Raw genomic sequence first — 21,798 nt, forward strand, 5'->3', positions numbered from 1 at the left:
GTCAGGGTTTTCGCGCGTAGTGCCGCGCCGCTTTGGTGCGGTTGCCGCAGGTGGCCATGGAGTGCCAGCGGCGGGTTCCGTTCTTCGAGGTGTCGTAGAAGAACAGCACGCACTCCGGATGCGCGCATTGGCGGATCCGATCGGGTGCGGTGCGCAGCAGCTCCAGCAGATTGTCGGCAGCCAGCCAGCCGGGCAACCAAGCTTGCTCCGGGACGTCCACCAGGTCGGCGGGCCCGGACGCGGTGAGCGCGCGGCGGACGCGGCCGTGTTCCAGCACGTCGTTGAGTCCGGCGGGGGAAGCGTGCACCACCACGTCGTAGATGGCGGTCCGGGCGGTCAGCACCGCGTTCAGGGTGGCTTCGTCGGCGGTCGCGCGATCGGTGAGGCCCGCCGACGCCAGCCAGGTGTGCAGGCCGGTGACATCGGTGAGCAGGTCCTGTGGTCCGTGCTCGATCCATCTCGTGTTCAGCAGATCGAGCGCCAGGGGTTCACCGAGGTGGGGGCGTGGATCGGGCATGCCCGAGGGTACCGAGTGGGCGCCGTCGTCCACGGCCGTCACCTCCTTTATAACCGTTGAAAATTATTTAGATGGTTGACACCATTGTTCCCGGGTCGGTACGTTCTAACCAGTGAAACCGCATAAGGCGGTTGAATCTTCCGAGGAGGAACTCATGACCACGGTTGCCGCGCCTCAGCTCAGCACCGGGCACATCGGCCTGAACGTCTCGGATCTGGATCGTTCGGTGGACTTCTACCGCCGGGCCCTTGGTTTCGAACAGCTCGCCGCGAGCGCCGACGAGCAGCGCCGCTGGGCCTTCCTCGGTCGCGACGGCAAGCTGGTGGTCACCCTGTGGCAGCAGAGCGGCGGCGCGTTCTCCACCGAAACGCCGGGGCTGCATCATCTTTCGTTCCAGGTCGACAGCATCGACGAGGTACGCGCGGTGGAACGGGTGCTGCGTGAACTCTCGGTCGCCTTCGCCCACGACGGCGTGGTGGCGCACGGCGAGGGCGTCGCCTCCGGTGGGATCTTCTTCACCGATCCCGACGGCATCCGGCTGGAGGTGTACGCGCCCAGTGGCGCGGAATCTGCTCCCGCGCCCAGCGGTGCGGCACCGACCTGCGGCTTCTTCTGATCCGGCCGCGTAGCGAAGGGAGTATCGCGATGGAGGCGTTCCACCGCGGGGAGGTCGCCGTGCAGCGCCGGATGGGGCAGGCGGACATCGCCGGACGGGTCGGTCGCATGATCCGCGCCGATATCCCCGCGGTCGCGGCCGATTTCCTGGCCGAACAGCGGATGGTGGTGCTCGCCGCCGCCGACGCGGCGGGCAGGCTGTGGGCGAGCGAGCTGGTCGGGCAGCCGGGATTCGTCCGAGCGGTGGACGACCGGACCATTTCGATCGGCACCATGCCCGCTGCCGCCGACCCGCTGCACGAAGCGCTGACCCGCCGGTCTCGCGTCGGCATGATCGCCCTGCAACCGCAGCGGCGCAGGCGGATGCGCGTCAATGGGAGGTCCGCGCCGGAGGACGCGGGCTTGCGCATCGTCACCGATCAGGTGTACTCGAATTGTCCCAAGTACATCTCGCGGCGGGACGTCGCGAGCTACTCGCCCGGCGCTACGACGCCCGCGGTGCGTCGCGGTGCCGAATTGGATGCCGAGCAGCGGTCCGCGATCGCCTCGGCCGACACGTTCTTCGTCGCGACTGCGGACGAGGAAGGCAACGCCGACGCCTCGCATCGCGGCGGGAATCCCGGCTTCCTGCAAGTGCTCTCGCCCACGCGGCTGCGCTGGCCGGACTATCGGGGCAATTCGATGTTCATGACGCTCGGTAACCTCGCGGTCAACCCCCGCTGCGGGATCCTGATCCCGGACTGGTCCACGGGCGCCACGTTGCAGCTCACCGGCACGGCCGAGTTGGTCTGGGCAGCCGAGACCTTCACGGCGGGCGCGCAGTGCTCCCTCGATTTCACCATCGAAGAGGTGGTCGAGCGATCCACGGGAGCGCTGCGATGGGGCCCTGCCGAACTTTCTCCCGTGAATCCCTGAAACTTCGAGAAAAGGAGTTGTCCCATGCGACCTCCGCTACCCCCGTTCGACGCGGAATCCGCCGAAGCCAAGGTGCGGGCTGCGGAAAACGCCTGGAACACGCGCGATCCCGAACGGGTCGCCGCCGCGTACACCGAAGATTCGGTGTGGCGCAATCGCGACGAGTTCTTCACCGGCCGTGACGCCATCGTCGAGTTCCTCACCAGGAAGTGGTCCATCGAGAACGGCTACGCGCTGCGCAAGGATCTATGGGCCTTCCACGGCAACCGCATCGCCGTGCGGTTCCAGTACGAATGGCACGACGAGTCCGGCCGGTGGTTCCGCAGCTACGGCAACGAGCAATGGGAGTTCGCGCCGGACGGGCTGATGTCCCGGCGTGAGGCCAGCATCAACGATGTCCCGATCGGGGAATCCGAGCGGCGCATCTTCGGGCCACGCGAGCCTGGTGACGAGTCGGTGCTGCCGCAGCGTTAGGGCCGCCGGGGCACGGGAAACGGCGGCGCCCGTCCGGGACGCCGCCGTCTCTTCGTGCCGGATCGCGATCAGGCGGCGAGGGCCTGCCGCTCGGCTTCGGGCGATCCGGCGTCCGCGCGCTTCCGGTGGAACAGTCCGAACGCGACCAGTCCGAATCCGATGCCCACCGCCGCCGCGATGCCGAACGCCGCGTCGAGCCCGGCGACGAAGTGCGGCGACGTCATCGGCTGCGCGGCGTCGGCCACCCCGCGGAAGACGGTGCCGAGCACCGCGACGCCGAGCGCTAGGCCCAGCTGCCGGGCAGTGTTCACCGCACCCGCGGCGGTGCCCGCTTGCTCCGGGGCGACCGCCGCCATGCCGACCGAGACCAGCGCGGGCGCGTTGACGCCGATCCCGATGCCGATCACCACGAATCCCGGGATCAGCGCGACCCAGGAGGACTCGGCGCCGACGCTCATCAGCAGCCAACTGCCCAGGCCGACCACCACCAACCCCGCGCCGATGGTCCATTTCGGCGCGACATCGTGCAGCAGCCGACCGAAGGCGCCCGCCACCACGAACGCGGTCGCGGCCATCGGGAGCATCGCCAGACCCGCGTGCAGGGGCGACATGTGCAGTTGCTGTTGCAGCCACAGCGAGACCAGAGGAGTGCTCGCGAACGCGGCGAACGTCTGTCCGGACGCGCCGAACAGGGTCGCGCCGAAATCGCGGTTGCGCAGCAGTGCCAAGGGGAACATCGGTGCGGCGCCGCGCGCTTCGACCCAGCCGAAGATCGCGGTCGCGGCAGCGCCCAGCGCGAACGCCGTCACCGCGGCCGCGTCCGTCCAGCCGTGCTCGCCGCCGCGGATGACACCGTAGGTGACCGCCGTCGCCGCGGTCGCGAAGGTCAGCATGCCCGGCACATCCACCGCTCGGCCCACGCGCCGCTGGACGGGCGGGAACACGGTGGCGGTCAGCCCGATCGCCAGCACGGCGACGGGCAGGTTGACGAAGAAGATCCAGCGCCACGACAACGCCTCGGTGAGCACGCCGCCGAGCACCACTCCGATGCCCGCCGCCGCGCCGGACACCGCGCCCCAGACGCCGAAGGCGACGCCGCGGTCACGGCCGGTGTAGGTGGCGTGCAGCAGCGACAGCGTGGTGGCGAACATGGCCGCGCCGCCGACGCCTTGCAACGCCCGCGCCGCGACGAGGGCCGCCGCGTTCTCGGCGACGCCGCACCCGAGCGACGCGATCGCGAAGACGACCAGTCCGGCCAGGTAGGCGTGCTTCGCGCCGACCCGATCGGCGAGCGAGCCGAGCACCAGCAGCAGCGCCGCCAGCGCCAAGGCGTAGCCGTCCACCACCCACTGCAAGCCGGACAATCCGGTGTCCAGATCGGCGGCGATATCCGGCAGGGCGACGTTCACGATGGTGACGTCGATGAGCAGCATCAGCGTGCCGAGGCACGCGGCGAACAGGGGGAGCCATTTCCTCACGGGAGCCTCCACGGCGGATTCGAATGATTTCGACGCCAAGCGTGCGGTAATCGGACGGATCCCCCTAGCCACAGCGGCAATTGCGTTAGATTCCTCCTGTGCGCGACGATGGCCCTAGGGAATCTTCCGATCTGGATGTCCTGGACAAACAGATCGTGCACGCGCTGGTTCACGACGCCCGGATGCCGTTCGCCCGGCTGGGCGGCGCTCTCGGCGTCTCCGAGCAGACGGTGGCGCGGCGTTACCGCGCGTTGCGGCAATGCGGCATCCTGCACGTGGCCGGACAGGTGAACGCGGCGCCGCTCGGTCACGCGCGCTGGGTGCTGCGCTTGAAATCGACACCGGACAAAGCGCTGCGGCTGGCCGAATCCCTGTCCCGATTCCCGGATCTGAGCTGGGTGACCCTGCTGTCCACCGGCTCCGAGGTGACCTGCGTGGGCAGGCCGCGCTCGATCGAGCGGCGCGACGCGCTGCTGTTGCAGATCCTGCCGCGCGCCCCGCAAGTGCTGGCGCTGACCGCGTACGAGGTCATCCATCGTTTTCCGCTCGACGAGGAGTGGCCGCGCTATCGGCACCTGCTCACCGCCGCCCAGCTCGACGCACTCGGCCCCGCCCGGCCCCGGACCGCGGACGCGGGACCGGACGCACCGGTGCACCTTTCGGCTGCCGACGAGGCGATGCTCACGCTGCTCGGCCGGGACGGGCGCGCTCCGTACGCCCAGCTCGCGGCCGAAACCGGGTGGACAGCGCCGCGAGTCGCGCGGCGCATGGCCGAGCTGACCGCGGCGGGCGTGCTGTACTTCGACGTCGATTTCGCGATCGAGCGGATGGGCTACGGCGTGCGCGGCGCGCTCTGGCTGCGCGTGCGGCCCGCCGATCTGGACGCGGTGGGGCGCGCGCTGGCGACGCACCAGGAGATCGTGTTCGTCGCCGCCACCACCGGGCCGTCCAATGTGTTCGCTTCGATCATCTGCCGCGACACCGCGGATCTCTACCGGTACGTGACCGAGCGCCTCGGCGCGCTGGACGGGATCACCGACGTGGAAGTGACGCCTTCCCTGCGCGTGCTCAAACAGGCGCAGACGCTGCTGGACACCGACCGGATCGCCCTGGTGCGCTGATCGCGCGGCGTTCGCCGGAGAGGGCGCGAGCGGTGCGCTGCGCGCCGGGCGCGTCGCTTGACTCGAACACCTGTTCGTCTAGGCTGGTCGCCAGAACTTGTCGGTGCCGCGCTCTACTGTAGGCGCCAACCACAGAACGAGACTTACCCGTCGAAAAGGGGAGCAGGACCATGGCACCACAGGCGTACGACCGGGACAAGGCGCTCGAACTCGCGCTGGCCCAGGTGGAGAAGAGCTTCGGCAAGGGCGCCGTCATGCGCCTCGGCGAGGAGGCGCGCCAGCCCATCTCGGTGATCCCCACCGGCTCGATCGCGCTCGACGTGGCGCTGGGCATCGGCGGCCTGCCGCGCGGCCGCATCGTCGAGATCTACGGCCCGGAATCCTCGGGTAAGACCACCGTGGCGCTGCACGCGGTGGCCAACGCGCAGGCCGCGGGCGGCGTGGCGGCGTTCATCGACGCCGAGCACGCGCTCGATCCGGACTATGCCCGCAAGCTGGGCGTCGACACCGACGCCCTGCTGGTCTCCCAGCCCGACACGGGTGAGCAGGCGCTGGAGATCGCCGACATGCTGGTGCGCTCCGGCGCCATCGACATCATCGTCATCGACTCGGTGGCCGCGCTGGTGCCGCGCGCCGAGATCGAGGGCGAGATGGGCGACAGCCACGTCGGTCTGCAGGCCCGCCTGATGAGCCAGGCGCTGCGCAAGATGACCAGCGCGCTGAACAATTCCGGCACCACCGCGATCTTCATCAACCAGCTGCGCGAGAAGATCGGCGTGATGTTCGGCTCGCCGGAGACCACCACCGGCGGCAAGGCGTTGAAGTTCTACGCGTCGGTGCGCCTGGACGTGCGGCGCATCGAGACGCTCAAGGACGGCAGCGACGCGGTGGGCAACCGCACCCGCGTGAAGGTCGTGAAGAACAAGGTCTCCCCGCCGTTCAAGCAGGCCGAGTTCGACATTCTCTACGGGCACGGCATCTCCAAGGAGGGCTCGCTCATCGACATGGGTGTCGAGCAGGGCTTCATCCGCAAGTCCGGCTCCTGGTACACCTACGAGGGCGATCAGCTCGGCCAGGGCAAGGAGAACGCCCGCAAGTTCCTGCTGGAGAACGTCGACGTCCGCGACGAGATCGAGAAGAAGATCAAGGAGAAGCTCGGCATCGGCGCCGACGTGACGGCCGATGCGGCCGCGGAGGTGCCCGCCGATTTCTGAGCCGACGCACAGCCGTCGCTCGCCCGGAACGGCTCCGGCCGATTCCGGGCGGCCACGGGCCGACGCGGTGCAGGAGATGCGGCGTCGGCTGGAAGAACTCTTGTCCGCTTCCGGTCCGCCAGACGGTGCCCGGTCCCGCGGACAGGACGCCGAGCTCGTCCGGAGGGCCGAAGGTGGTTCGGTTGCGCCGGACACCATGGGAACTCGGCCGGGCGCGTCCGATCCGCAGCGGGCGCGCCCGGCTGGGTCCCGTCGTGGTCCCCGGGGTGCGCGGGCGCGTATCGGCTCGCCCTCGGCCGACTCCGGTCTCACCGAAGGACCAACGGCCGATCCGGGAGCGGCCGGATCCGAAGCCGGAACGGTCGAACAGGCGAAGGAGGCGTGTCTCCGATTGCTCGCCGTTCGCGCCCGCAGCCGTGCCGAGCTGGCTCAGCGTCTGGCCGCCAAGGGGTACTCGGCCGAAGTGAGCGAACGGGCGCTCGATCGCCTCGGCGAAGTGGGTCTCGTCGACGACGCCGCCTTCGCCGAGCAATGGGTGCACTCCCGGCACACCTTCTCCGGTAAAGGCAAGCAGGCGCTCGCGCAAGAACTTCGGCGCAAGGGCGTCGCGCAATCGGATGCCGTGGCCGCCCTCGATGCCATCACCACCGACGACGAGGAAACCCGCGCCGCCGAGCTGGTCCGCCGCAAATTGCGCTCTCTGCCGCGAGATCTGGACCGGGACAAGATGATTCGCCGCCTCGTCGGCATGCTCGCCCGCCGTGGCTACGGTCAGTCCACGGCGTATCGGGTGGTCAAGGCCGAACTGGCCGATCAGGGGTTCGAGGGCGACCTCGACGAGACCATCGACTGAACTCGCCCATGCGGCTCCCGGCGATCGGGAGCCGTGCTTCATCAGGTCGAGGCGTTGTCGTATACCGGCGGCAGTCGAACCGCGCGAGTTGGTGGGAGTTCGTCGGCGGTACCGATCTCACCGGAATCGGCACCTGGTCACCGCTGCGAAGCCATGCGCGGTCGTGCAGGGGGGCGCGTACGGTTGGCGCGGACCGGATCCGGCCCGGTGGGGGAAGCCCTATCCCGCTCACAACTGCGCTCCACGCCGGTCGGCTGTGCGGGATACGGATGGTCGGTGTGCGGCTACTGCTCGGGGTACGGCCCGGCGCAGCCGCCGTGCTAGCGAAAACGCGGGCGACTACGGCGTTTTCGATCGGTTTGCTGATTGTCGCTGCTCGGACAGCCGATCGGGGCCCGGCCCGCGGCGGTCGAGGTCTGTACCCTTCGTACCGCCGCGGCGGAGGTGCAACGCTGCGCGGGTTTCGGGTGCGGCATCGTCGGTCTACACCTCTCCTGTATCGGCGGATAGACCGGCGGCCTCGATACCCGCCACGGCGGCGCGTTCGTCCTCCAAGGAAGTCGCGGCCCCAGTCGAACCGACCGCGCCGAGAATCCCGCCCGCCGAGTCCCGGATGAAGACACCGCCGGGGACATCGAGGATGTGCCCTTCGGCGAGCGCGGCCACCGACGTGAAGAAGGTCGGCGCGGCCGCCGCGCGGCGGGCGATCTCGCGGTTGGAGACGCCGAGGCCGAGCACGCCCCAGGCCTTGGCGATCGCGATCTGTGGTCGCAGGATGCCGGAGCCGTCCTGGCGTTGTAACGCGACGAGATGTCCGCCGGGATCCAGAACCGCCACCGTGAGCGGGTCGAACCCGTGCGCGGCGCCGTAGGCCAGCGCTTCGCTAACGATGAGCGTCGCGCGTTCCAGCGTGATCGAGGTCGTGGTAACCGTCATTTCCTACTCCTGTGTCGAGGACTTTCGGATTGCGTTGGCTACAGGTCAATGCCGCGAGCACGAGCCCCGCACCGGCGACCTGCGGCCAGGTGACGCGTTCTGTGCCGGCCGCGACGGCGAACACCGCCGCCGCCACCGGCACCGCGAACATGAAGACCATCGTTTGCGCCGACCCCACCCGCCGCACGCCCCAGTACCACGCCACGAGGCCGTAAATGGTCACGGCCAGCACGGAAAAGGCCAGTGATACCAGGGTTGTTCCGGAAAGTCTCGGCGCATCGCGCGGCGGTGCCAGTGCGGATGCCGCGGGCAGCAGTACCGCGGCGCCGATCACCGAGGCCCACGCCGTCACCCGCAGGGGGCTGTGATCGACCAGCAGGGGGCGGGTGACGACCGGGTAGGCGCCCCACAGCGCGGACGCGACCAAAGCGGCCAGATCCCCGAGCGCGCGGTTCGGCGCCGCGTGGCCCGCCTCGCGGCCGAGGACGACCAGGACCACGCCTGCCATCGCCACGCACGCGCCGATCAGCACGGCGGCGCGGACGGGCTCACCGCTCAGCCGCGCGAGCAGCGCGGTCCAGAACGGCGACAAAGCGATCAGGATGGCGGACTCGGTGACCGTGGTGAGCGCCACCGCGGCGCTGAAGGCCAGCTGATACGCCACGATGCCGAGCGCGGCCGACAGCGCCAGCCGCGGCCACCACCGGCGCGCGATGGCGGGCCTGCCCTCCACGGCGCACGCGAGGACCAGCAGCAGTGGCGCGGCCGCGGCGAAGCGGATCGCGTTGAAGGTCACCACGTCCAGTTCGCGCAGACCCCAGCCGGTGACCGTGTAGCTGGCGCCCCACACGGTGCTCACCGAGGCGAGCACCCAGGTCGCGCGATCAAGCCGCACGCGGCACGCTCACCTGATCCAGCACGTGGCGGACCGACTCCAGCGCCGATTGCAGCGCGCCTTGGATCCAGGCGTGCGCGACCGAGAGATGCTCGCCTGCGAAGAACACCCGCGGCGCCGGATGCGGATGCGGTGCGCCGATTTCCGCGAGGTAGCGCGCGTGCTGTCCCGGCGCCAGGTAGGCGAACGCCCCGCCGCCGATGCCGACCTGCTCGTCCCAAGCCCAGTGCACGACGTCGTCGACGACGGCGGTCAGGCCGGGATGCAGCTGTTCGAGCGAGGCGAGCACGATTCTGGTGCGGTCGCTCTCGGGCAGCGCCGCGAACCGCCGGGCGTTGTTCTCCCACAGGTAGGCCGCGGTGAGCACGGCCGGTGCGTGCGAGCGCTCGGGATCCGCCGCACTCCAGCGGGCCGACTCGGGGGCGAGCCGGGCGTTGTCGGACGGGTACCACACCTGCTGGATCGGCAGATCGGTGAAGCTGCCGCCGCCGAAGATCCCGTCGACGTGCTCCCAGTGCCGCGCACGGACGTGGACGAGGGTCTTCGTGCTGCTGGCGTAACTGATGCCGCGGATCGCCTGCCGCTGGGGCGCGGGCAGCGCGGGGGAGATGTCGATCTGATCCAGGCCGGGCGCGGGTACCGCGCAGATCACGAAGTCGACTTCGTCGGTGAACGCCGCGCCGTGCCGCTCGCCGCGCAACCGCACGCCGTCGCCGGTGACGTGCAGTTCGGTGATGCGGGTGGCCAGCCGCAGGCTGCCCGGGCGCAGCGCGTCGGTGAAACCGCGGATGAGCGCATCGGTGCCGTCCACCAGCTCCAGTTGGTCGACATTGAACAACCCGAAGTAATCCACGAGCACTTCCAGCAGCGAGGCGTGCTCGTAGTGCAGCAGTCCGCTGGCATGCCCGATCAGATCCCAGGCGTCCGGCGAGAGGCGTTGCCGGGTGAACTGCCACAGCGAGGTCGCCGCGAGCCGGTCCAGCTCCGGGTCGGCCACGTCACCGGCCAGCAGGGCCTTGCGCCGATGATCGCCGAGACCCTGCCAGGCGGCGCGCAGCAGCCGCTCGAGCACCAGTAGCGGGTCGGTGCGCTCGGCCTCCTCCAGCTGGTAGGCGGGCAGCACCTGTTCCACCTGGGACCTGCGCACCCGACGGCCCCGCAGCAGGTAGTACGCATCCGGATTCGCGTTGACGAAAGGCCTGGTGGCCAAGCCGAATTCGTCGACGTAGTGCAGCGTGCAGTGATGGTTGCCCGGGATCCGCATCGCACCGAGTTCACCGTGGGTGCCGTCCCAGAACCGCCAGGTGCGGACCCGCCCACCGGGACGTGCCGTGCGCTCGTAGACGGTCACGTCCAGACCGTGGCGTTGCAGCTCGTAGGCGGCGGCCAGACCGCTCGCGCCCGCGCCGATCACCGCGACCCGTGCGGGGCCCGCGTTCCCGGGGTGGCGCAGTTCGCCGGGGAAGGAGAAGGACTCGTCGAAGAGAAGGTCGGAGGTACGGCTGGTCATCGATCAACTCCCGCAGGTATGACGCGCTGATGACCGTCCCACCGGTCGAATACCGGGGATCGGCGTATGCCTACGAGATTGACGGGACGCCGCCGAGGGCACGAGTGTTGCGCTCAGCTCGAGCACAACACTCCGGCACCCGTGCGGTATTGCCGCACGCTAGCCAGTTCGCTTGCGCGGCAAGGTTTCCGCAGTCCGGCTCAGGGCTTCTGGCCGAGGTCGACGCCGGGCGCGGCATCGGTGATGACCGAGTCCGCGGCGAGGACCGCGCCGCCGCCCTTTCCGCGCTTGCGCGCCCGCAGCCGCCGTTCCAGCCTGGTCGCCACCAGCGTCAGCGCGCTGTTGAGCGCGATCATGACGATCGCGATGACGATCAGCGCCGGAATCGTGTTCTGTTCGGCCGCGCCGAGTTGCTGGCCGGAGCGCACGATTTCGACGTAGGTGATCTGGTAGCCCAGCGCCGAGTCCTTGAGCGCGACCACCATCTGTGAGACCAGCGCGGGCAGCATGGCCGTGATCGCCTGCGGCAGCAGGATCAACCGCATCAGCTGGTTCTTGCGCATGCCCAGCGCGACGGCCGCCTCGGTCTGCCCCTTCGGCAGCGAGCGGATGCCCGCGCGCACGATCTCCGCGATGACCGAGCCGTTGTAGACGGTCAGCGCCGTGACCACCGCGGCGAGCGCGAGATCCTCGGACTGGAACACGTCGTACTGGGAGTACACCGCGAACAGGAAGATCATCAGGATCAGCACTGGGATGGCGCGCGCCACCTCGACGACGGTGCCCGCGACCCAGCGCACCACGCGATGGTCCGACAGCCGCAAGACGCCGAAGATCATGCCGATGATCAGCGCGAACACGATGGACAGCAGCGCGGCGACGACGGTGCCGCGCAGACCGGGCAGCAGGTAGGTCGACCAGACCTCCGCCTCCAGGAACGGCTTCCACTTCTCCGCGGTGAATTGCCCCTTGTCGGCGAAACCGCGATAGAGCACCCAGCCCGTCGCGGCCACGGCGACCACGACCAGCAGCGAGTAGACGTTGTTGCGCAGCCTCGCCTTCGGGCCCGGCGCGTCGAACAGGACCGAAGCGCCTGCGCTCATCGGGACACCTCGTATTTCTTGGCCAGCCAGCCGAAGAACAGGCCGGTCGGCAGGGTCAGGATCACGAAGCCGAGCGCGAAGATCGCGCCGATCGCCAGCACCGCGGCCTCGGTTTCGGTCATCTCCGCCATCAGGGTCGCCGCTTCGGCGACGCCGATCGCCGAGGCGATGGTGGAGTTCTTGGTCAGCGCGATCAGCACGCTGCCCAGCGGGGCGATCACCGAGCGGAAGGCTTGCGGCAGCACGACCAGCCGCAGGTTCTGCAGGAAGCCGAATCCGAGCGAGCGGCCCGCCTCGGACTGGCCCATCGGCACGGTGTTGATGCCCGCGCGCAGCGACTCGCAGACGAAGGAGGCGGTGTAGATGCTCAGGCCGACGACCGCGAAGCGGAAGTTGTTCTGGGCCAGCGAGTTCGGGCCCTCGCCGGCGAGGCGCCAGCCCATTGTCGTGTAGAGGCCCAGCGACATGAACACGATGATCAGCGTGAGCGGAGTATTGCGGAAGATGGTGACGTAGGCGGTGCCGACCCAGCGGGCGACCGGCACGGGGGACACGCGCAGCGCCGCGACGACGGTGCCGAGGATCAGCGCGCCGACCGCGGACAGCACGGTCAGCTGGATGGTCACCCAGAAGGCTTCGAGGATTTGGCTGTCGTACCTCGAGATCAGGTCGAACACGGTGGACGCGTTCCTCCGATCGGGTCGCGATGGTCAGGGGAGGTGCGGCGGGTGGCCCGGCCCGGTCGGGGACGGGCCACCCGTGCTGAGGCGAACGGTGCGGACGCTCAGTACCGGTTCACCGTCGGCGGCTGCGGGGCCTGGTAGCCCGAGGCGCCGACGGTCGAGTCGAACGCCTTCTTCCAGGAACCGTCGGCGATCATCGCCTCGATCGCGTCGTTGATCTTGTCGCGCAGTTCCTTGTCGCCCTTCTTCGACCCGATGCCGTAGTTCTCGGTGGTGAACGGCTTGCCGACCACCTTGAACGCGCCGCTGCTCTGCGCCGCGTAACCGGCCAGGATGATGTCGTCGGTGGTCACCGCGTCCCAGGATCCGGCGCGCAGGCCCTCGAGGCAGAGCGAGTAGGTGTCGTTGGTCTGCAACTGCGTGTCGGGGAAGTTCTTCTCGATGTTCTGGGCTGGGGTGGAGCCCTTCACCGAGCAGACCTTCTTGCCCTTCAGGTTGTCCGGGCCGTTGATGTCGGTGTTGTCGGCGCGCACCAGCAGCGACTGTCCCGCGACGTAGTACGGACCGGCGAAGTCGACCTTCTCCTTGCGCTTGTCGTTGATCGAGTAGGTGGCGACGATGTAGTCGACCTGTCCGTTCTCGATCAGGGTCTCACGCTGCGGCGACGGCGCTTCCTTGAACGTGATGTCGTTCGGCTGCACACCCAGTTTCCCGGCGACGTACTTGGCCACTTCGACGTCGAAGCCGCTGTAGGACCCGTCCTTGTTCCGCAGGCCCAGACCCGGCTGATCGAACTTGATGCCGATGGTGAGCTTGCCGTCCTTGGCGTGCTCCAGGGCGGACTTGTCGCCGCCGCCGCCACACGCGGTGGCGGTCGCGGCGGCGAGTGTCAGGGCGATCGCCCCGACACCGATGCGCAGAGCGCGATTGATCCTCATCGAGTTCCTTCTCCCTATCCAGTGGGTGTGCTGGCCGCTGTGTCCGGCAGGTCAGTGGCTCAAGATCTTGCCCAGGAAATCCTTCGCTCGCTCGGACTTCGGGGCGGTGAAGAAGGTGTCCGGCGTCGCGTCCTCCACCACCTGGCCGTCGGCCATGAACAGCACCCGATTCCCCGCGCGGCGCGCGAAGCCCATCTCGTGGGTGACGACCAGCATCGTCATCCCGTCCTTGGCCAGCGACACCATGACCTCGAGCACCTCGTTGACCATCTCCGGGTCCAGCGCGGAGGTCGGCTCGTCGAACAGCATCACCTTCGGGTTCATCGCCAGCGCCCTGGCGATGGCGACGCGCTGCTGCTGGCCGCCGGACAGCTGCGCCGGGTACTTGTCGGCCTGATCGGCGATGCCGACCCGGTCGAGCAGCTCCATGGCGCGGGTCCGGGCGGCGTCCTTCTTGATCTTGCGGACCTTGACCGGCGCGAGCACGACGTTCTCGAGGATCGTCTTGTGCGCGAAGAGATTGAAGGACTGGAAGACCATGCCGACGTCGGCGCGGAGCGCGGCCAGCGCGCGGCCCTCGGCGGGCAGTGGGACACCGTCGATGGCGATGTCGCCGGAATCGATCGGCTCCAGCCGGTTGATGGTGCGACACAGCGTCGACTTGCCGGATCCCGAGGGGCCCAGCACGATGACGACCTGCCCTTTGGGGACCTCGAGGTTGATGTCCTTGAGTACGTGCAGGTCGCCGAAGTGTTTGTCCACTTTGCGCATCAAGATCATCGGTGGGCCGCTGGTGGCGGCGTTGACGGCCCCGGCAGAGGCGTCCCCGGTCGTGGCGGGCGCGGCGTCGTCGTCGGTCATGGTCATGACCTTAGGCAAAAATCGGAAATTTGCCCGACTTTCGGCGACACACCCTCTCGCCACGCCGATTCGACATGTGCGCGTAACTTCGCGGTTCCTCCGTCGTCGGCGGTGGACCGCCCCGAGCCTGCGTCGATGCCCGCGAAAGCCACCGGAGGCCGCCCCGTACCCTGGACGGGTGGATTCGATCGGACAGGCAGTGTTGTCTCCCGCGCCCGCCGAGGGCACAGCACGCAGTTACGAGGTCCGCACCTTCGGTTGCCAGATGAACGTGCACGATTCCGAACGCTTGTCGGGTTTGCTGGAGGACGCGGGCTACGTGAAGGCCGCGCCCGGCGCGACGGCCGACCTCGTCGTCTTCAACACCTGCGCGGTGCGCGAGAACGCCGACAACAAGCTCTACGGCACGCTCGGCCACCTCGCGCCGATCAAGGCGGGCCATCCGGGCATGCAGATCGCCGTGGGCGGCTGCCTGGCGCAGAAGGACCGCGACGTCGTGGTGCGCAAGGCGCCGTGGGTGGACGTGGTCTTCGGCACCCACAACATCGGTTCGCTGCCGGTGCTGCTGGAGCGGGCGCGGCACAACAGGGAAGCCCAGGTGGAGATCCTGGAGTCGCTGGAGGCGTTCCCGTCCACCCTGCCCGCCAAGCGCGAATCCGCCTACGCGGGCTGGGTTTCCATCTCGGTCGGCTGCAACAACACCTGCACCTTCTGCATCGTGCCGTCGCTGCGCGGCAAGGAGGTCGACCGCCGCCCCGGTGACGTGCTCGCCGAGGTGCGGGCGCTGGTGGATCAGGGCGTGCTCGAGGTGACGCTGCTCGGCCAGAACGTGAACTCCTACGGCGCCTCGTTCGCCGACCCGGACGAACCCCGCGACCGCGGCGCGTTCGCCAAGCTGCTGCGCGCGTGCGGACACATCGACGGCTTGGAGCGGGTCCGGTTCACCTCGCCGCACCCGGCGGAGTTCACCGACGACGTGATCGAGGCCATGGCCGAGACCCCGAACATCTGCCCGCAGCTGCACATGCCGCTGCAGTCGGGTTCGGACCGGGTGCTCAAGGCGATGCGCCGCTCCTACCGTAAGGCGCGCTACCTCGGCATCATCGACAAGGTGCGCGCCGCGATGCCGCACGCCGCGATCACCACCGACATCATCGTCGGCTTCCCCGGCGAGACCGAGGAGGATTTCCAGGAGACCCTGGACGTGGTCCGGCAGGCGCGTTTCACCAGCGCGTTCACCTTCCAGTACTCCAAGCGGCCCGGTACGCCCGCCGCCGACATGCCCGATCAGCTGCCCAAGGCCGTGGTCCAGGAGCGCTACGACCGGCTCATCGCGTTGCAGGAGGAGATCTCCTTGGCGGCCAATCGAGAGCTGGTCGGCACCGAGGTGGAATTGCTGGTAGCCGAGGGCGCGGGCAAGAAGAACGCCGCCACCGCGCGCATGAGCGGCCGCGCCCGCGACGGCAGGCTGGTGCACTTCCGCCCGGGCGGCACGGCCGAGCCGATCCGCCCCGGCGATCTGATCACGGTGGACATCACCGCCGCGGCGCCGCACCACTTGGTCGCCGATGCCGCGATCAAGACCCACCGCCGTACCCGCGCCGGTGACGCGCACGAGCGCGGCGTCACCCCGAAGACCGCGCCGATCGGCGTCGGGCTCGGACTGCCTCGCATCGGCGCACCCGCCCCGGAACCCGCGGCCGCGAGCTGCTCGACCGGCTGCGACGCATGACCGCGAGCCCGCAGGACAACGACGACGCCACCCGTGGCGCCGATGGATCTGTCCCCGCGTCCGGCGACGACCAGCGCGGCGCGTCCGCGGCCGACCGGGGGCGCGAGCCGGCGAGCCCCGACGCAGACGAACGAAACGAGGATTCCGTGAGCTCGGTCGAGAGCACCGCCGATTTCGAACAGTTCCGCGACGATCTCGACGCCGTGGAGCGCAAGATCGCCGGTGAGATCGATCCCGGCGTCCGCGCGATGGTCGTGGCAGGCGCGGTGTTCCTGCTGCTGGCCTCGCTGGTGCTGTCGCACGCCGGCGCGGCGCGCGGCTTCGACGTGCTGCTGAACACCGACGTCGCGCGGGCCGAGCACATCGGGCTGCCCTCGCGGATCTTCGTGTGGTTCGTCGTGGTGTTCGGTATCGGCTTCTCGATGCTGGCGCTGATGACCCGCCGCTGGGTGCTGGCTTGGGTCGCGGTCGCGGGCAGTGCCGTGGCGGCCGTGTTCGGCGTGCTGTCCATCTGGCACCGCCAGACGCCCGGGCTCGGCAACTACGTCGGCGCGGGCCCCGGCCTCGGCCTGATCCTCGGCGCGATCGTGACCGTCGTGCTCACCTTCCACTGGATCCGGGTGGTGTGGAGCCGCACCGCGCTGCACTTGGCCGCGGAGGAGCAGCGCCGCAACGCCGCCGCGGCGGCGGAGGAACGCGACCGTCGTCGGCTCATGGGCGATTCCTGACCGGCTCTTTCCATACGACAGCGGCCCGTCCCAGCCGGGAGGGGCCGCTGTTCGTTTCGATCGGGCCGATATCTCAGCGGTTGCTGACGGCGCCCTCGGCGGCCTCGGCCCACTCTCGCCACTGTTTGGCCTGTTCCAGCGCCTTCTCCGCGTCGCGAGCCTTGCCCGCGGCCTGCGCCTTCGCGGCCTGCTCCTCGAACTGCGCCACGCGCTCGCGGAACTGGGCGGCGCGGGCCATCGCCTCTGGGTCGGTGCGCCGCCACTGCGCGTCGACGGCGTCGCGCACACGCTTCTCGATAGCCCGCAGCTTGCCTTCCAGTTCCTGCATGCGCTCGCGCGGAACCTTGCCGATGGCGTCCCACTTGTCCTGGAGCTCGCGCAGCGCGCCGCGGGCCGCTTCCAGGTCGGCGGACGGATCGATGTAGGCGTAGTGGTTCAGCAGTTCCTCTTTGGCGGCCGCGTTGTGCTCGAACTCGGCGTCGCGCTCGGAGACCGCGGCGTTGCGCGCGGCGAAGAAGACATCCTGGGCGCTCTTGAAGCGCCGCCACAGCGCCTCGTCGGCCTCGCGCGGCGCGCGACCGGCGGCTTTCCACTCGGTGAGCAGATCGCGGAAGATGCCCGCGGTGGCCACCCACTCTGTGGAGCCGGACAGTTCCTCGGCCTGCACGCACAGTTCTTCCTTGCGCGCCTTCGCGGCGGCGCGTTCGCGATCCAGCTCGGCGAAGTGCGCGCCGCGGCGGCGGTTGAACGCCTCACGCGCCTTGGAGTAGCGCTTCCACAGCGCGTCGTCGACCTTGCGGTCCACGCCCCGGATGGACTTCCACTCGTCGAGGATCTCGCGCAACCGATCGCCCGCGGCCTTCCACTGGGTGGACTCGGCGGCGATCTTCTCCGCCTCGGCGGCCAGCGCCTCCTTGCGTTCGGTGTGCTCGTGCCTGGCGCGTTCCTTCTCTTCCTTGGCGTGCGCGGCGGCCTCTTCGGAGTGCTCGGCGATGGCCTGCAGGCGCCGGGCCAAGCCCTCGATGTCGCCGATGACGGCGGCGGTCGGCAGCGACTCGGCCAGCGTGACGGCGGCGGCCTTGGTCTTGCGTGCGTCCGCGCCCGCGGCCAACCTGGCCTCCAGCAGGGCGACCTCGGTGGCCAGATCGTCGAACCGGCGGCCGAAGTGGGCCAAGCCCTCCGCGGCGTCACCGGCCTGCCACGAGCCGATCTGGCGTTCACCCTCGGCGGTCTTCACCCACGCGGTGCCGTCTTCGTCGACCCGGCCCCACCGGCTCGGATCGGAGACGGTGGGCACGACGACGGGATGGGGATGCTGCTGGGCCGGGCCCGGGGCGGGTTTGACCGCGTGCGGTTTGGGCGGTTGAATCGAGCGGCCCGGTTTCGGAGCACCGGAAGAACGGGGCATCTTGCCGGGTCCGGCTTTCGCGGTTCCGTTGCTGTCGGTCATTTTTCCTCGTCCCTGCCGCGCGTCACGGCTGCCTGGTTACGCCCTAGCTCATTCCATTCAACCCGGTCCGAGCCCTTGTGACCATCGATCCATGCCTTCCCACGGAGGAATCCCGCGGATTCCAACCCCTGATGACCTGGGTTGTAGCTCCTCGAACACTATCAATCTCGGCGGTATTTACGGCAGAGACACTCGAAGCCGGCCGGTACCGGCAGTACCCGCAACGACTACGGTTACGACGTGTTCTCCGTCGCCGCCCTCGTTCCGTCGCCGCCCGTGCTGGTCCCCGAGTTGTGCGGTGGTGCGGCGGACACGGCGGGAGCAGGGGATTCGGATCCGCGCGCGGTGCTGCGGTCGGCCGTGCTCGACACCGTGCGCGCCTTCGCGTCCGTGACAGGCCACTGGACAGTGATCGGCGCCGATGCCGGTGACCGCACGTTCGGTCCGGAGACCGTCGGCACGTTCCGCGGCTTCGGCGTCGACGTGCGGGTCGGCCTCTCGAGTGCCGCCGTCGCCGGAGCGCGGCAGGCCGATGCCGGGTTGCCGCTGGCCGTACTGATCGGCGGGTGGCTACGCGGGCAGGTCGCCCCCGACGCGGTCGCCGAGGCGAGTGTCGTCGCCGCGGACGCGCCCGCGGAGCATTGCCGGGAGGCCGGGACGAAGCTGCGTGCCGAGCTGGACAGCGACGGCGAGCCGCGCGGTGTGCTGGTCGTCGCCGACGGCGCGGCGACGCTGTCGGTCAAGGCGCCCGGCTACCTCGACGAACGGGCCCGTCCGGTGCAGGACCGGCTGGACGACGCGCTGAGCGCGGGTGATCGCGCCGCGTTGCGGGCACTCGACTCCGGACTGTGTGCCGAACTGGGCGTGACGGGCCGCCCGGCCTATCAGGTGCTGGCCGGGCTGTTCCGCGCCGATCCGCTGGTCGAGACGCGCTACCGGGACGCCCCGTTCGGAGTCGGCTACCACGTGAGCCTCTGGCGGCCCGCGGGAGACGACGCGCCGTGACGGATTCCGGCATCACTCCGATCGCGGTCGTCGGCCCCACCGCCACCGGCAAATCCGATCTGGCTCTCGACCTGGCCGAACAACTCGGCGGCGAGATCGTGAACATCGACGCCATGCAGCTGTACCGCGGCATGGACATCGGCACCGCGAAGCTGCCCGTAGCGCAGCGCCGGGGCATCCCGCACCACCAGCTCGACGTGCTCGACGTGACCGACACCGCGTCCGTGGCCGCGTATCAGGCGGCGGCGAGCGCGGACGTCGTCGCGATCATGGGGCGCGGCCGGGTGCCCGTCATCGTGGGCGGCTCGATGATGTACGTCCAGGCGCTGTTGGACCAATGGGAGTTCCCGGCCACCGATCCGGCCGTGCGGGCGCGCTGGGAGGCGGTGCTCGCCGAGCGGGGCGTCGCGGCCGTACACGCGGCGCTGCGCGCGGCCGATCCGGTGGCCGCTGCCACCATCCTGCCCACCGACGGGCGCCGTATGGTGCGTGCGCTCGAGGTCGTGGAACTCACCGGACAGCCGTTCGCCGCCTCGGCGCCGACCATCGGGCAGCCGCGCTGGGGCACGATCGTCATCGGCGTCGACCGGGAGACCGCGGCCTTGGACGCGCGCATCGAGCGGCGCACCGCCGCGATGTTCGAAGGCGGGCTGGTCGAGGAGGTACGCGGCCTGATCGAGTGTGGCCTGCGCGAGGGCGTCACGGCCCGGCGGGCCATCGGCTACGCACAAGTCCTGGCCTATTTGGACAACGAATACGACCTGAACCATGCTCAGGAACGCACCCTGATCGGCACGCGGCGCTACGTGCGCAGGCAACGCTCCTGGTTCCGGCGCGATCCCCGGGTGCGGTGGGTGGACGGCGCCGCCCCTGATCCGGCCGCGACGGCGCTGGCCCTGCTCGACGAGAAAGAACGGACTCCGCAGTGACCCGACGTGTGAGCACGCGCAACGCCTCCGTCCAGGTGTGGCAGGCCTACCTCAACAACCGCACCAAGCGTCATCGCGACGGCCGTTTCCTGGTGCAGGGCGTGCGTCCGATCACGCAGGCCATGGCCAACGACTGGCCGCTGGAGACGCTGCTGTACCGGCTCGGCGGCCCCGAGCTGTCCAGCTGGGCGCGCGAAGTGCTGGACACCAGCGGTGTGCCACAGGTCGGCCTGGTGCCCGAGCTGATGGCCGAACTCGGCGAAAAGGCCGCCGGGATACCGGAACTGGTGGCGGTCGCGGAGTCGCGGCAGCCCGAACTGGAGGCCTTCGAGCCGGGTGAGCCGGGGGAGGACGCGCCGGTGGTCGTGGTGTTCGACCGGCCCAACTCGCCGGGCAACCTGGGCACGCTGATCCGCTCGGCCGACGCGTTCGGCGCCAGCGGCGTCATCGTCACCGGACACGGCGCCGACCAGTACGACCCGCAGGCGGTGCGCGCCTCGACCGGTTCGCTGTTCGCCGTGCCGGTGATCCGCGCCGCCGGGCCCGCGCAGGTGCTGGAGTTCCGCAACCGGCAGATCCGCCGCGGCATCCCGACCCGCATCGTGGGCACCGACGAGCGCGGCAGCCACGCCGCCTACGACTACGACTTCACCGACGCGACCATCCTCGTCATCGGCAACGAGACCAGCGGTATGAGCGCCGCGTGGGAGGCGGCCTGCGACGACATGGTGCACATCCCGATGGGTGGGACGGCCAGCTCGCTGGGGGCGCCCTCGGCGGCCGCGGTGGCGCTCTACGAAATTTCCCGGCAGCGCCGGACGTTTGCCAAATGACGACGAGAACAGGGAGACATCGCACGTGCCGGATATCGAGTTCACCAAGGGTCACGGCACCCAGAACGATTTCGTGGTGCTGCCCGACCCACAGGCCGGCCTCGCGCTGACGGCCGAGCAGGTCGGCGCGCTGTGTGATCGCAGGCGCGGCCTCGGCGCGGACGGCGTGTTGCGGGTCGCGCGGGCCGGTGCGTTGCAGGCCGCCGGTGTGCTGGCGGAGCTTCCGGAGGACGTGGGCGCCGACGACTGGTTCATGGATTACCGCAACGCCGACGGCTCGATCGCGGAGATGTGCGGCAACGGCGTGCGCGTATTCGCGCATTACCTGCACGCGGCGGGATTGGAAACCCGCGACAGCTTCGTGGTCGGCAGCCGCGCCGGGGCGCGCCCGGTCACCGTGCATGCCGGGAACTCGGTCACCGGGGACGTCACCGTCGGCATGGGCCGGGTGCGCGAACTCGGCCCGTCCACCGCGACCATCGCGGGCTGGGCGCTGCCCGGGATCGGCATCGATGTCGGCAATCCGCATTTGGCCTGCGTCGATCCGGGCATGTCCGTGGACGCGCTCGGCAAGCTCGACCTGACCGTGCCGCCCGGCTTCGATCCGGACCTGTTCCCACACGGGGTGAACGTCGAGATCGTCACGGCGCTGGACGCCGAGAGGTCGGTCGACATGCGGGTCTACGAGCGCGGTGTGGGCGAAACCCGTTCCTGCGGAACGGGAACCGTCGCCGCGGCCGCCGCGGCGCTGGCCGCCGACGGCTTCCGGATCGGCGCCGACTCCGGTCGGGTGACGGTCCGGGTGCCCGGCGGCGAACTGACCGTCGGGCTCGAGCGCGGCTCGGCATGGCTGCGCGGGCCGTCGGTCCTGCTGGCCTCGGGCCGCCTCGCCGGGTCCTGGTGGGACGGTCGGTAGCGGCATCGCCCCGATAACCGGGTGCGTGCTGCGGTGATGTCGTGGCAGCATGGATGATGTATGAGGAAGTCAGAGACGTATGAATTCACTCC

The 21,798-nt window shown here is 69.7% G+C and carries 22 protein-coding genes; 12 read left to right on the forward strand and 10 right to left on the reverse strand.

The annotated features are described in order from the left end of the window. Position 1: 1 nt before the first annotated feature. Complete coding sequence (locus tag ABZ824_RS03810; RefSeq protein WP_356962441.1) at positions 2-517, reverse strand: CGNR zinc finger domain-containing protein; 516 nt, start codon at positions 515-517, stop codon at positions 2-4. A 154-nt stretch (positions 518-671) separates the two neighbouring features. On the opposite strand from ABZ824_RS03810, the gene ABZ824_RS03815 reads away from it, so the two are divergent. Genes ABZ824_RS03815 through ABZ824_RS03825 form a run of 3 tightly spaced genes read left to right on the forward strand, consistent with a single transcriptional unit; the run spans position 672 to position 2,521 of the window. Continuing rightward, a complete protein-coding gene (locus ABZ824_RS03815) occupies positions 672-1,133 on the forward strand; it encodes a VOC family protein (protein ID WP_356961478.1) in 462 nt (153 codons plus the stop codon). A gap of 29 nt (positions 1,134-1,162) precedes the next feature. Then, the gene (locus tag ABZ824_RS03820) at positions 1,163-2,047 is read left to right on the forward strand and encodes a pyridoxamine 5'-phosphate oxidase family protein (RefSeq protein WP_356961479.1); all 885 of its coding nucleotides are present in this window, start codon (positions 1,163-1,165) and stop codon (positions 2,045-2,047) included. 24 nt (positions 2,048-2,071) lie between these two features. Beyond that, entirely contained in the window at positions 2,072-2,521 is a 450-nt protein-coding gene (locus ABZ824_RS03825) for a nuclear transport factor 2 family protein (RefSeq protein WP_355070223.1), read from the forward strand. A gap of 68 nt (positions 2,522-2,589) precedes the next feature. Here ABZ824_RS03825 and ABZ824_RS03830 read toward each other — a convergent pair whose 3' ends face one another. Beyond that, on the reverse strand, positions 2,590-3,999 hold the full coding sequence (locus tag ABZ824_RS03830) for an MFS transporter (protein ID WP_356961481.1): 1,410 nt from the start codon (positions 3,997-3,999) through the stop codon (positions 2,590-2,592). A gap of 98 nt (positions 4,000-4,097) precedes the next feature. On the opposite strand from ABZ824_RS03830, the gene ABZ824_RS03835 reads away from it, so the two are divergent. The 3 genes from ABZ824_RS03835 (at position 4,098) to recX (ending at position 7,187) form a co-directional block, all read left to right on the forward strand. Then, complete coding sequence (locus ABZ824_RS03835; RefSeq protein WP_355070227.1) at positions 4,098-5,120, forward strand: Lrp/AsnC family transcriptional regulator; 1,023 nt, start codon at positions 4,098-4,100, stop codon at positions 5,118-5,120. A 170-nt stretch (positions 5,121-5,290) separates the two neighbouring features. After that, the gene (gene recA / locus ABZ824_RS03840; RefSeq protein WP_039799269.1) at positions 5,291-6,334 is read left to right on the forward strand and encodes a recombinase RecA; all 1,044 of its coding nucleotides are present in this window, start codon (positions 5,291-5,293) and stop codon (positions 6,332-6,334) included. A 280-nt stretch (positions 6,335-6,614) separates the two neighbouring features. Further along, a complete protein-coding gene (recX, locus tag ABZ824_RS03845) occupies positions 6,615-7,187 on the forward strand; it encodes a recombination regulator RecX (RefSeq protein ID WP_356962442.1) in 573 nt (190 codons plus the stop codon). A 483-nt stretch (positions 7,188-7,670) separates the two neighbouring features. Here the strand turns inward: recX and ABZ824_RS03850 are convergent, their stop codons facing one another. The 7 genes from ABZ824_RS03850 to ABZ824_RS03880 form a co-directional block, all read right to left on the reverse strand. Then, positions 7,671-8,123: a heme-binding protein gene (locus ABZ824_RS03850; RefSeq protein ID WP_356961482.1), complete on the reverse strand. Its 453-nt coding sequence runs from the start codon at positions 8,121-8,123 to the stop codon at positions 7,671-7,673. After that, the gene (locus ABZ824_RS03855; protein WP_356961484.1) at positions 8,071-9,018 is read right to left on the reverse strand and encodes a DMT family transporter; all 948 of its coding nucleotides are present in this window, start codon (positions 9,016-9,018) and stop codon (positions 8,071-8,073) included. The genes ABZ824_RS03850 and ABZ824_RS03855 overlap by 53 nt, the downstream gene beginning before the upstream one ends. Further along, on the reverse strand, positions 9,008-10,528 hold the full coding sequence (locus tag ABZ824_RS03860) for an NAD(P)/FAD-dependent oxidoreductase (RefSeq protein WP_356961486.1): 1,521 nt from the start codon (positions 10,526-10,528) through the stop codon (positions 9,008-9,010). The genes ABZ824_RS03855 and ABZ824_RS03860 overlap by 11 nt, the downstream gene beginning before the upstream one ends. Positions 10,529-10,728: 200 nt before the next feature. Continuing rightward, positions 10,729-11,631, reverse strand: a complete 903-nt coding sequence (locus ABZ824_RS03865) for an amino acid ABC transporter permease (RefSeq protein ID WP_356961487.1) — start codon at positions 11,629-11,631, stop codon at positions 10,729-10,731. Beyond that, positions 11,628-12,308: an amino acid ABC transporter permease gene (locus ABZ824_RS03870; RefSeq protein ID WP_355070237.1), complete on the reverse strand. Its 681-nt coding sequence runs from the start codon at positions 12,306-12,308 to the stop codon at positions 11,628-11,630. Before ABZ824_RS03870 ends, ABZ824_RS03865 begins: the two co-directional genes overlap by 4 nt. A 107-nt stretch (positions 12,309-12,415) precedes the next feature. Next, positions 12,416-13,252, reverse strand: coding sequence for a glutamate ABC transporter substrate-binding protein (locus ABZ824_RS03875; protein ID WP_356961489.1), 837 nt, complete (start codon positions 13,250-13,252; stop codon positions 12,416-12,418). 51 nt (positions 13,253-13,303) lie between these two features. Then, entirely contained in the window at positions 13,304-14,032 is a 729-nt protein-coding gene (locus ABZ824_RS03880) for an amino acid ABC transporter ATP-binding protein (protein ID WP_355071010.1), read from the reverse strand. A gap of 259 nt (positions 14,033-14,291) precedes the next feature. On the opposite strand from ABZ824_RS03880, the gene miaB reads away from it, so the two are divergent. Continuing rightward, positions 14,292-15,845: a tRNA (N6-isopentenyl adenosine(37)-C2)-methylthiotransferase MiaB gene (gene miaB / locus ABZ824_RS03885; RefSeq protein WP_356961491.1), complete on the forward strand. Its 1,554-nt coding sequence runs from the start codon at positions 14,292-14,294 to the stop codon at positions 15,843-15,845. Then, the gene (locus tag ABZ824_RS03890) at positions 15,833-16,573 is read left to right on the forward strand and encodes a hypothetical protein (RefSeq protein WP_355071012.1); all 741 of its coding nucleotides are present in this window, start codon (positions 15,833-15,835) and stop codon (positions 16,571-16,573) included. Before miaB ends, ABZ824_RS03890 begins: the two co-directional genes overlap by 13 nt. A gap of 73 nt (positions 16,574-16,646) precedes the next feature. Here ABZ824_RS03890 and ABZ824_RS03895 read toward each other — a convergent pair whose 3' ends face one another. Next, a complete protein-coding gene (locus ABZ824_RS03895; protein ID WP_356961492.1) occupies positions 16,647-18,023 on the reverse strand; it encodes a DUF349 domain-containing protein in 1,377 nt (458 codons plus the stop codon). 240 nt (positions 18,024-18,263) lie between these two features. Between ABZ824_RS03895 and ABZ824_RS03900 the strand changes: the two genes are divergently transcribed. Genes ABZ824_RS03900 through dapF form a run of 4 tightly spaced genes read left to right on the forward strand, consistent with a single transcriptional unit; the run spans position 18,264 to position 21,706 of the window. Continuing rightward, positions 18,264-19,028, forward strand: coding sequence for a hypothetical protein (locus tag ABZ824_RS03900; protein WP_356961494.1), 765 nt, complete (start codon positions 18,264-18,266; stop codon positions 19,026-19,028). Next, positions 19,025-19,957: a tRNA (adenosine(37)-N6)-dimethylallyltransferase MiaA gene (gene miaA, locus ABZ824_RS03905; RefSeq protein WP_356961496.1), complete on the forward strand. Its 933-nt coding sequence runs from the start codon at positions 19,025-19,027 to the stop codon at positions 19,955-19,957. Before ABZ824_RS03900 ends, miaA begins: the two co-directional genes overlap by 4 nt. Continuing rightward, the gene (locus ABZ824_RS03910; protein WP_356961498.1) at positions 19,954-20,790 is read left to right on the forward strand and encodes a TrmH family RNA methyltransferase; all 837 of its coding nucleotides are present in this window, start codon (positions 19,954-19,956) and stop codon (positions 20,788-20,790) included. Before miaA ends, ABZ824_RS03910 begins: the two co-directional genes overlap by 4 nt. Positions 20,791-20,824: 34 nt before the next feature. Beyond that, a complete protein-coding gene (gene dapF / locus ABZ824_RS03915; RefSeq protein ID WP_356962444.1) occupies positions 20,825-21,706 on the forward strand; it encodes a diaminopimelate epimerase in 882 nt (293 codons plus the stop codon). The last annotated feature ends 92 nt before the right edge of the window (positions 21,707-21,798 follow it).

Source organism: Nocardia sp. NPDC047038 (assembly GCF_040644075.1).
Lineage (GTDB): Bacteria > Actinomycetota > Actinomycetes > Mycobacteriales > Mycobacteriaceae > Nocardia > Nocardia sichangensis.

Excerpts from the sequence above, each read along its gene's own strand:
- ABZ824_RS03815 (WP_356961478.1), top strand. The coding sequence starts at position 672 with ATGACCACGGTTGCCGCGCCTCAGCTCAGCACCGGGCACATCGGCCTG.
- ABZ824_RS03820 (WP_356961479.1), top strand. The coding sequence starts at position 1,163 with ATGGAGGCGTTCCACCGCGGGGAGGTCGCCGTGCAGCGCCGGATGGGG.
- ABZ824_RS03860 (WP_356961486.1), bottom strand. The coding sequence starts at position 10,528 with ATGACCAGCCGTACCTCCGACCTTCTCTTCGACGAGTCCTTCTCCTTC.
- ABZ824_RS03825 (WP_355070223.1), top strand. The coding sequence starts at position 2,072 with ATGCGACCTCCGCTACCCCCGTTCGACGCGGAATCCGCCGAAGCCAAG.
- ABZ824_RS03875 (WP_356961489.1), bottom strand. The coding sequence starts at position 13,252 with ATGAGGATCAATCGCGCTCTGCGCATCGGTGTCGGGGCGATCGCCCTG.
- recA (WP_039799269.1), top strand. The coding sequence starts at position 5,291 with ATGGCACCACAGGCGTACGACCGGGACAAGGCGCTCGAACTCGCGCTG.
- ABZ824_RS03810 (WP_356962441.1), bottom strand. The coding sequence starts at position 517 with ATGCCCGATCCACGCCCCCACCTCGGTGAACCCCTGGCGCTCGATCTG.
- ABZ824_RS03880 (WP_355071010.1), bottom strand. The coding sequence starts at position 14,032 with ATGATCTTGATGCGCAAAGTGGACAAACACTTCGGCGACCTGCACGTA.
- ABZ824_RS03895 (WP_356961492.1), bottom strand. The coding sequence starts at position 18,023 with ATGACCGACAGCAACGGAACCGCGAAAGCCGGACCCGGCAAGATGCCC.
- ABZ824_RS03850 (WP_356961482.1), bottom strand. The coding sequence starts at position 8,123 with ATGACGGTTACCACGACCTCGATCACGCTGGAACGCGCGACGCTCATC.
- ABZ824_RS03865 (WP_356961487.1), bottom strand. The coding sequence starts at position 11,631 with ATGAGCGCAGGCGCTTCGGTCCTGTTCGACGCGCCGGGCCCGAAGGCG.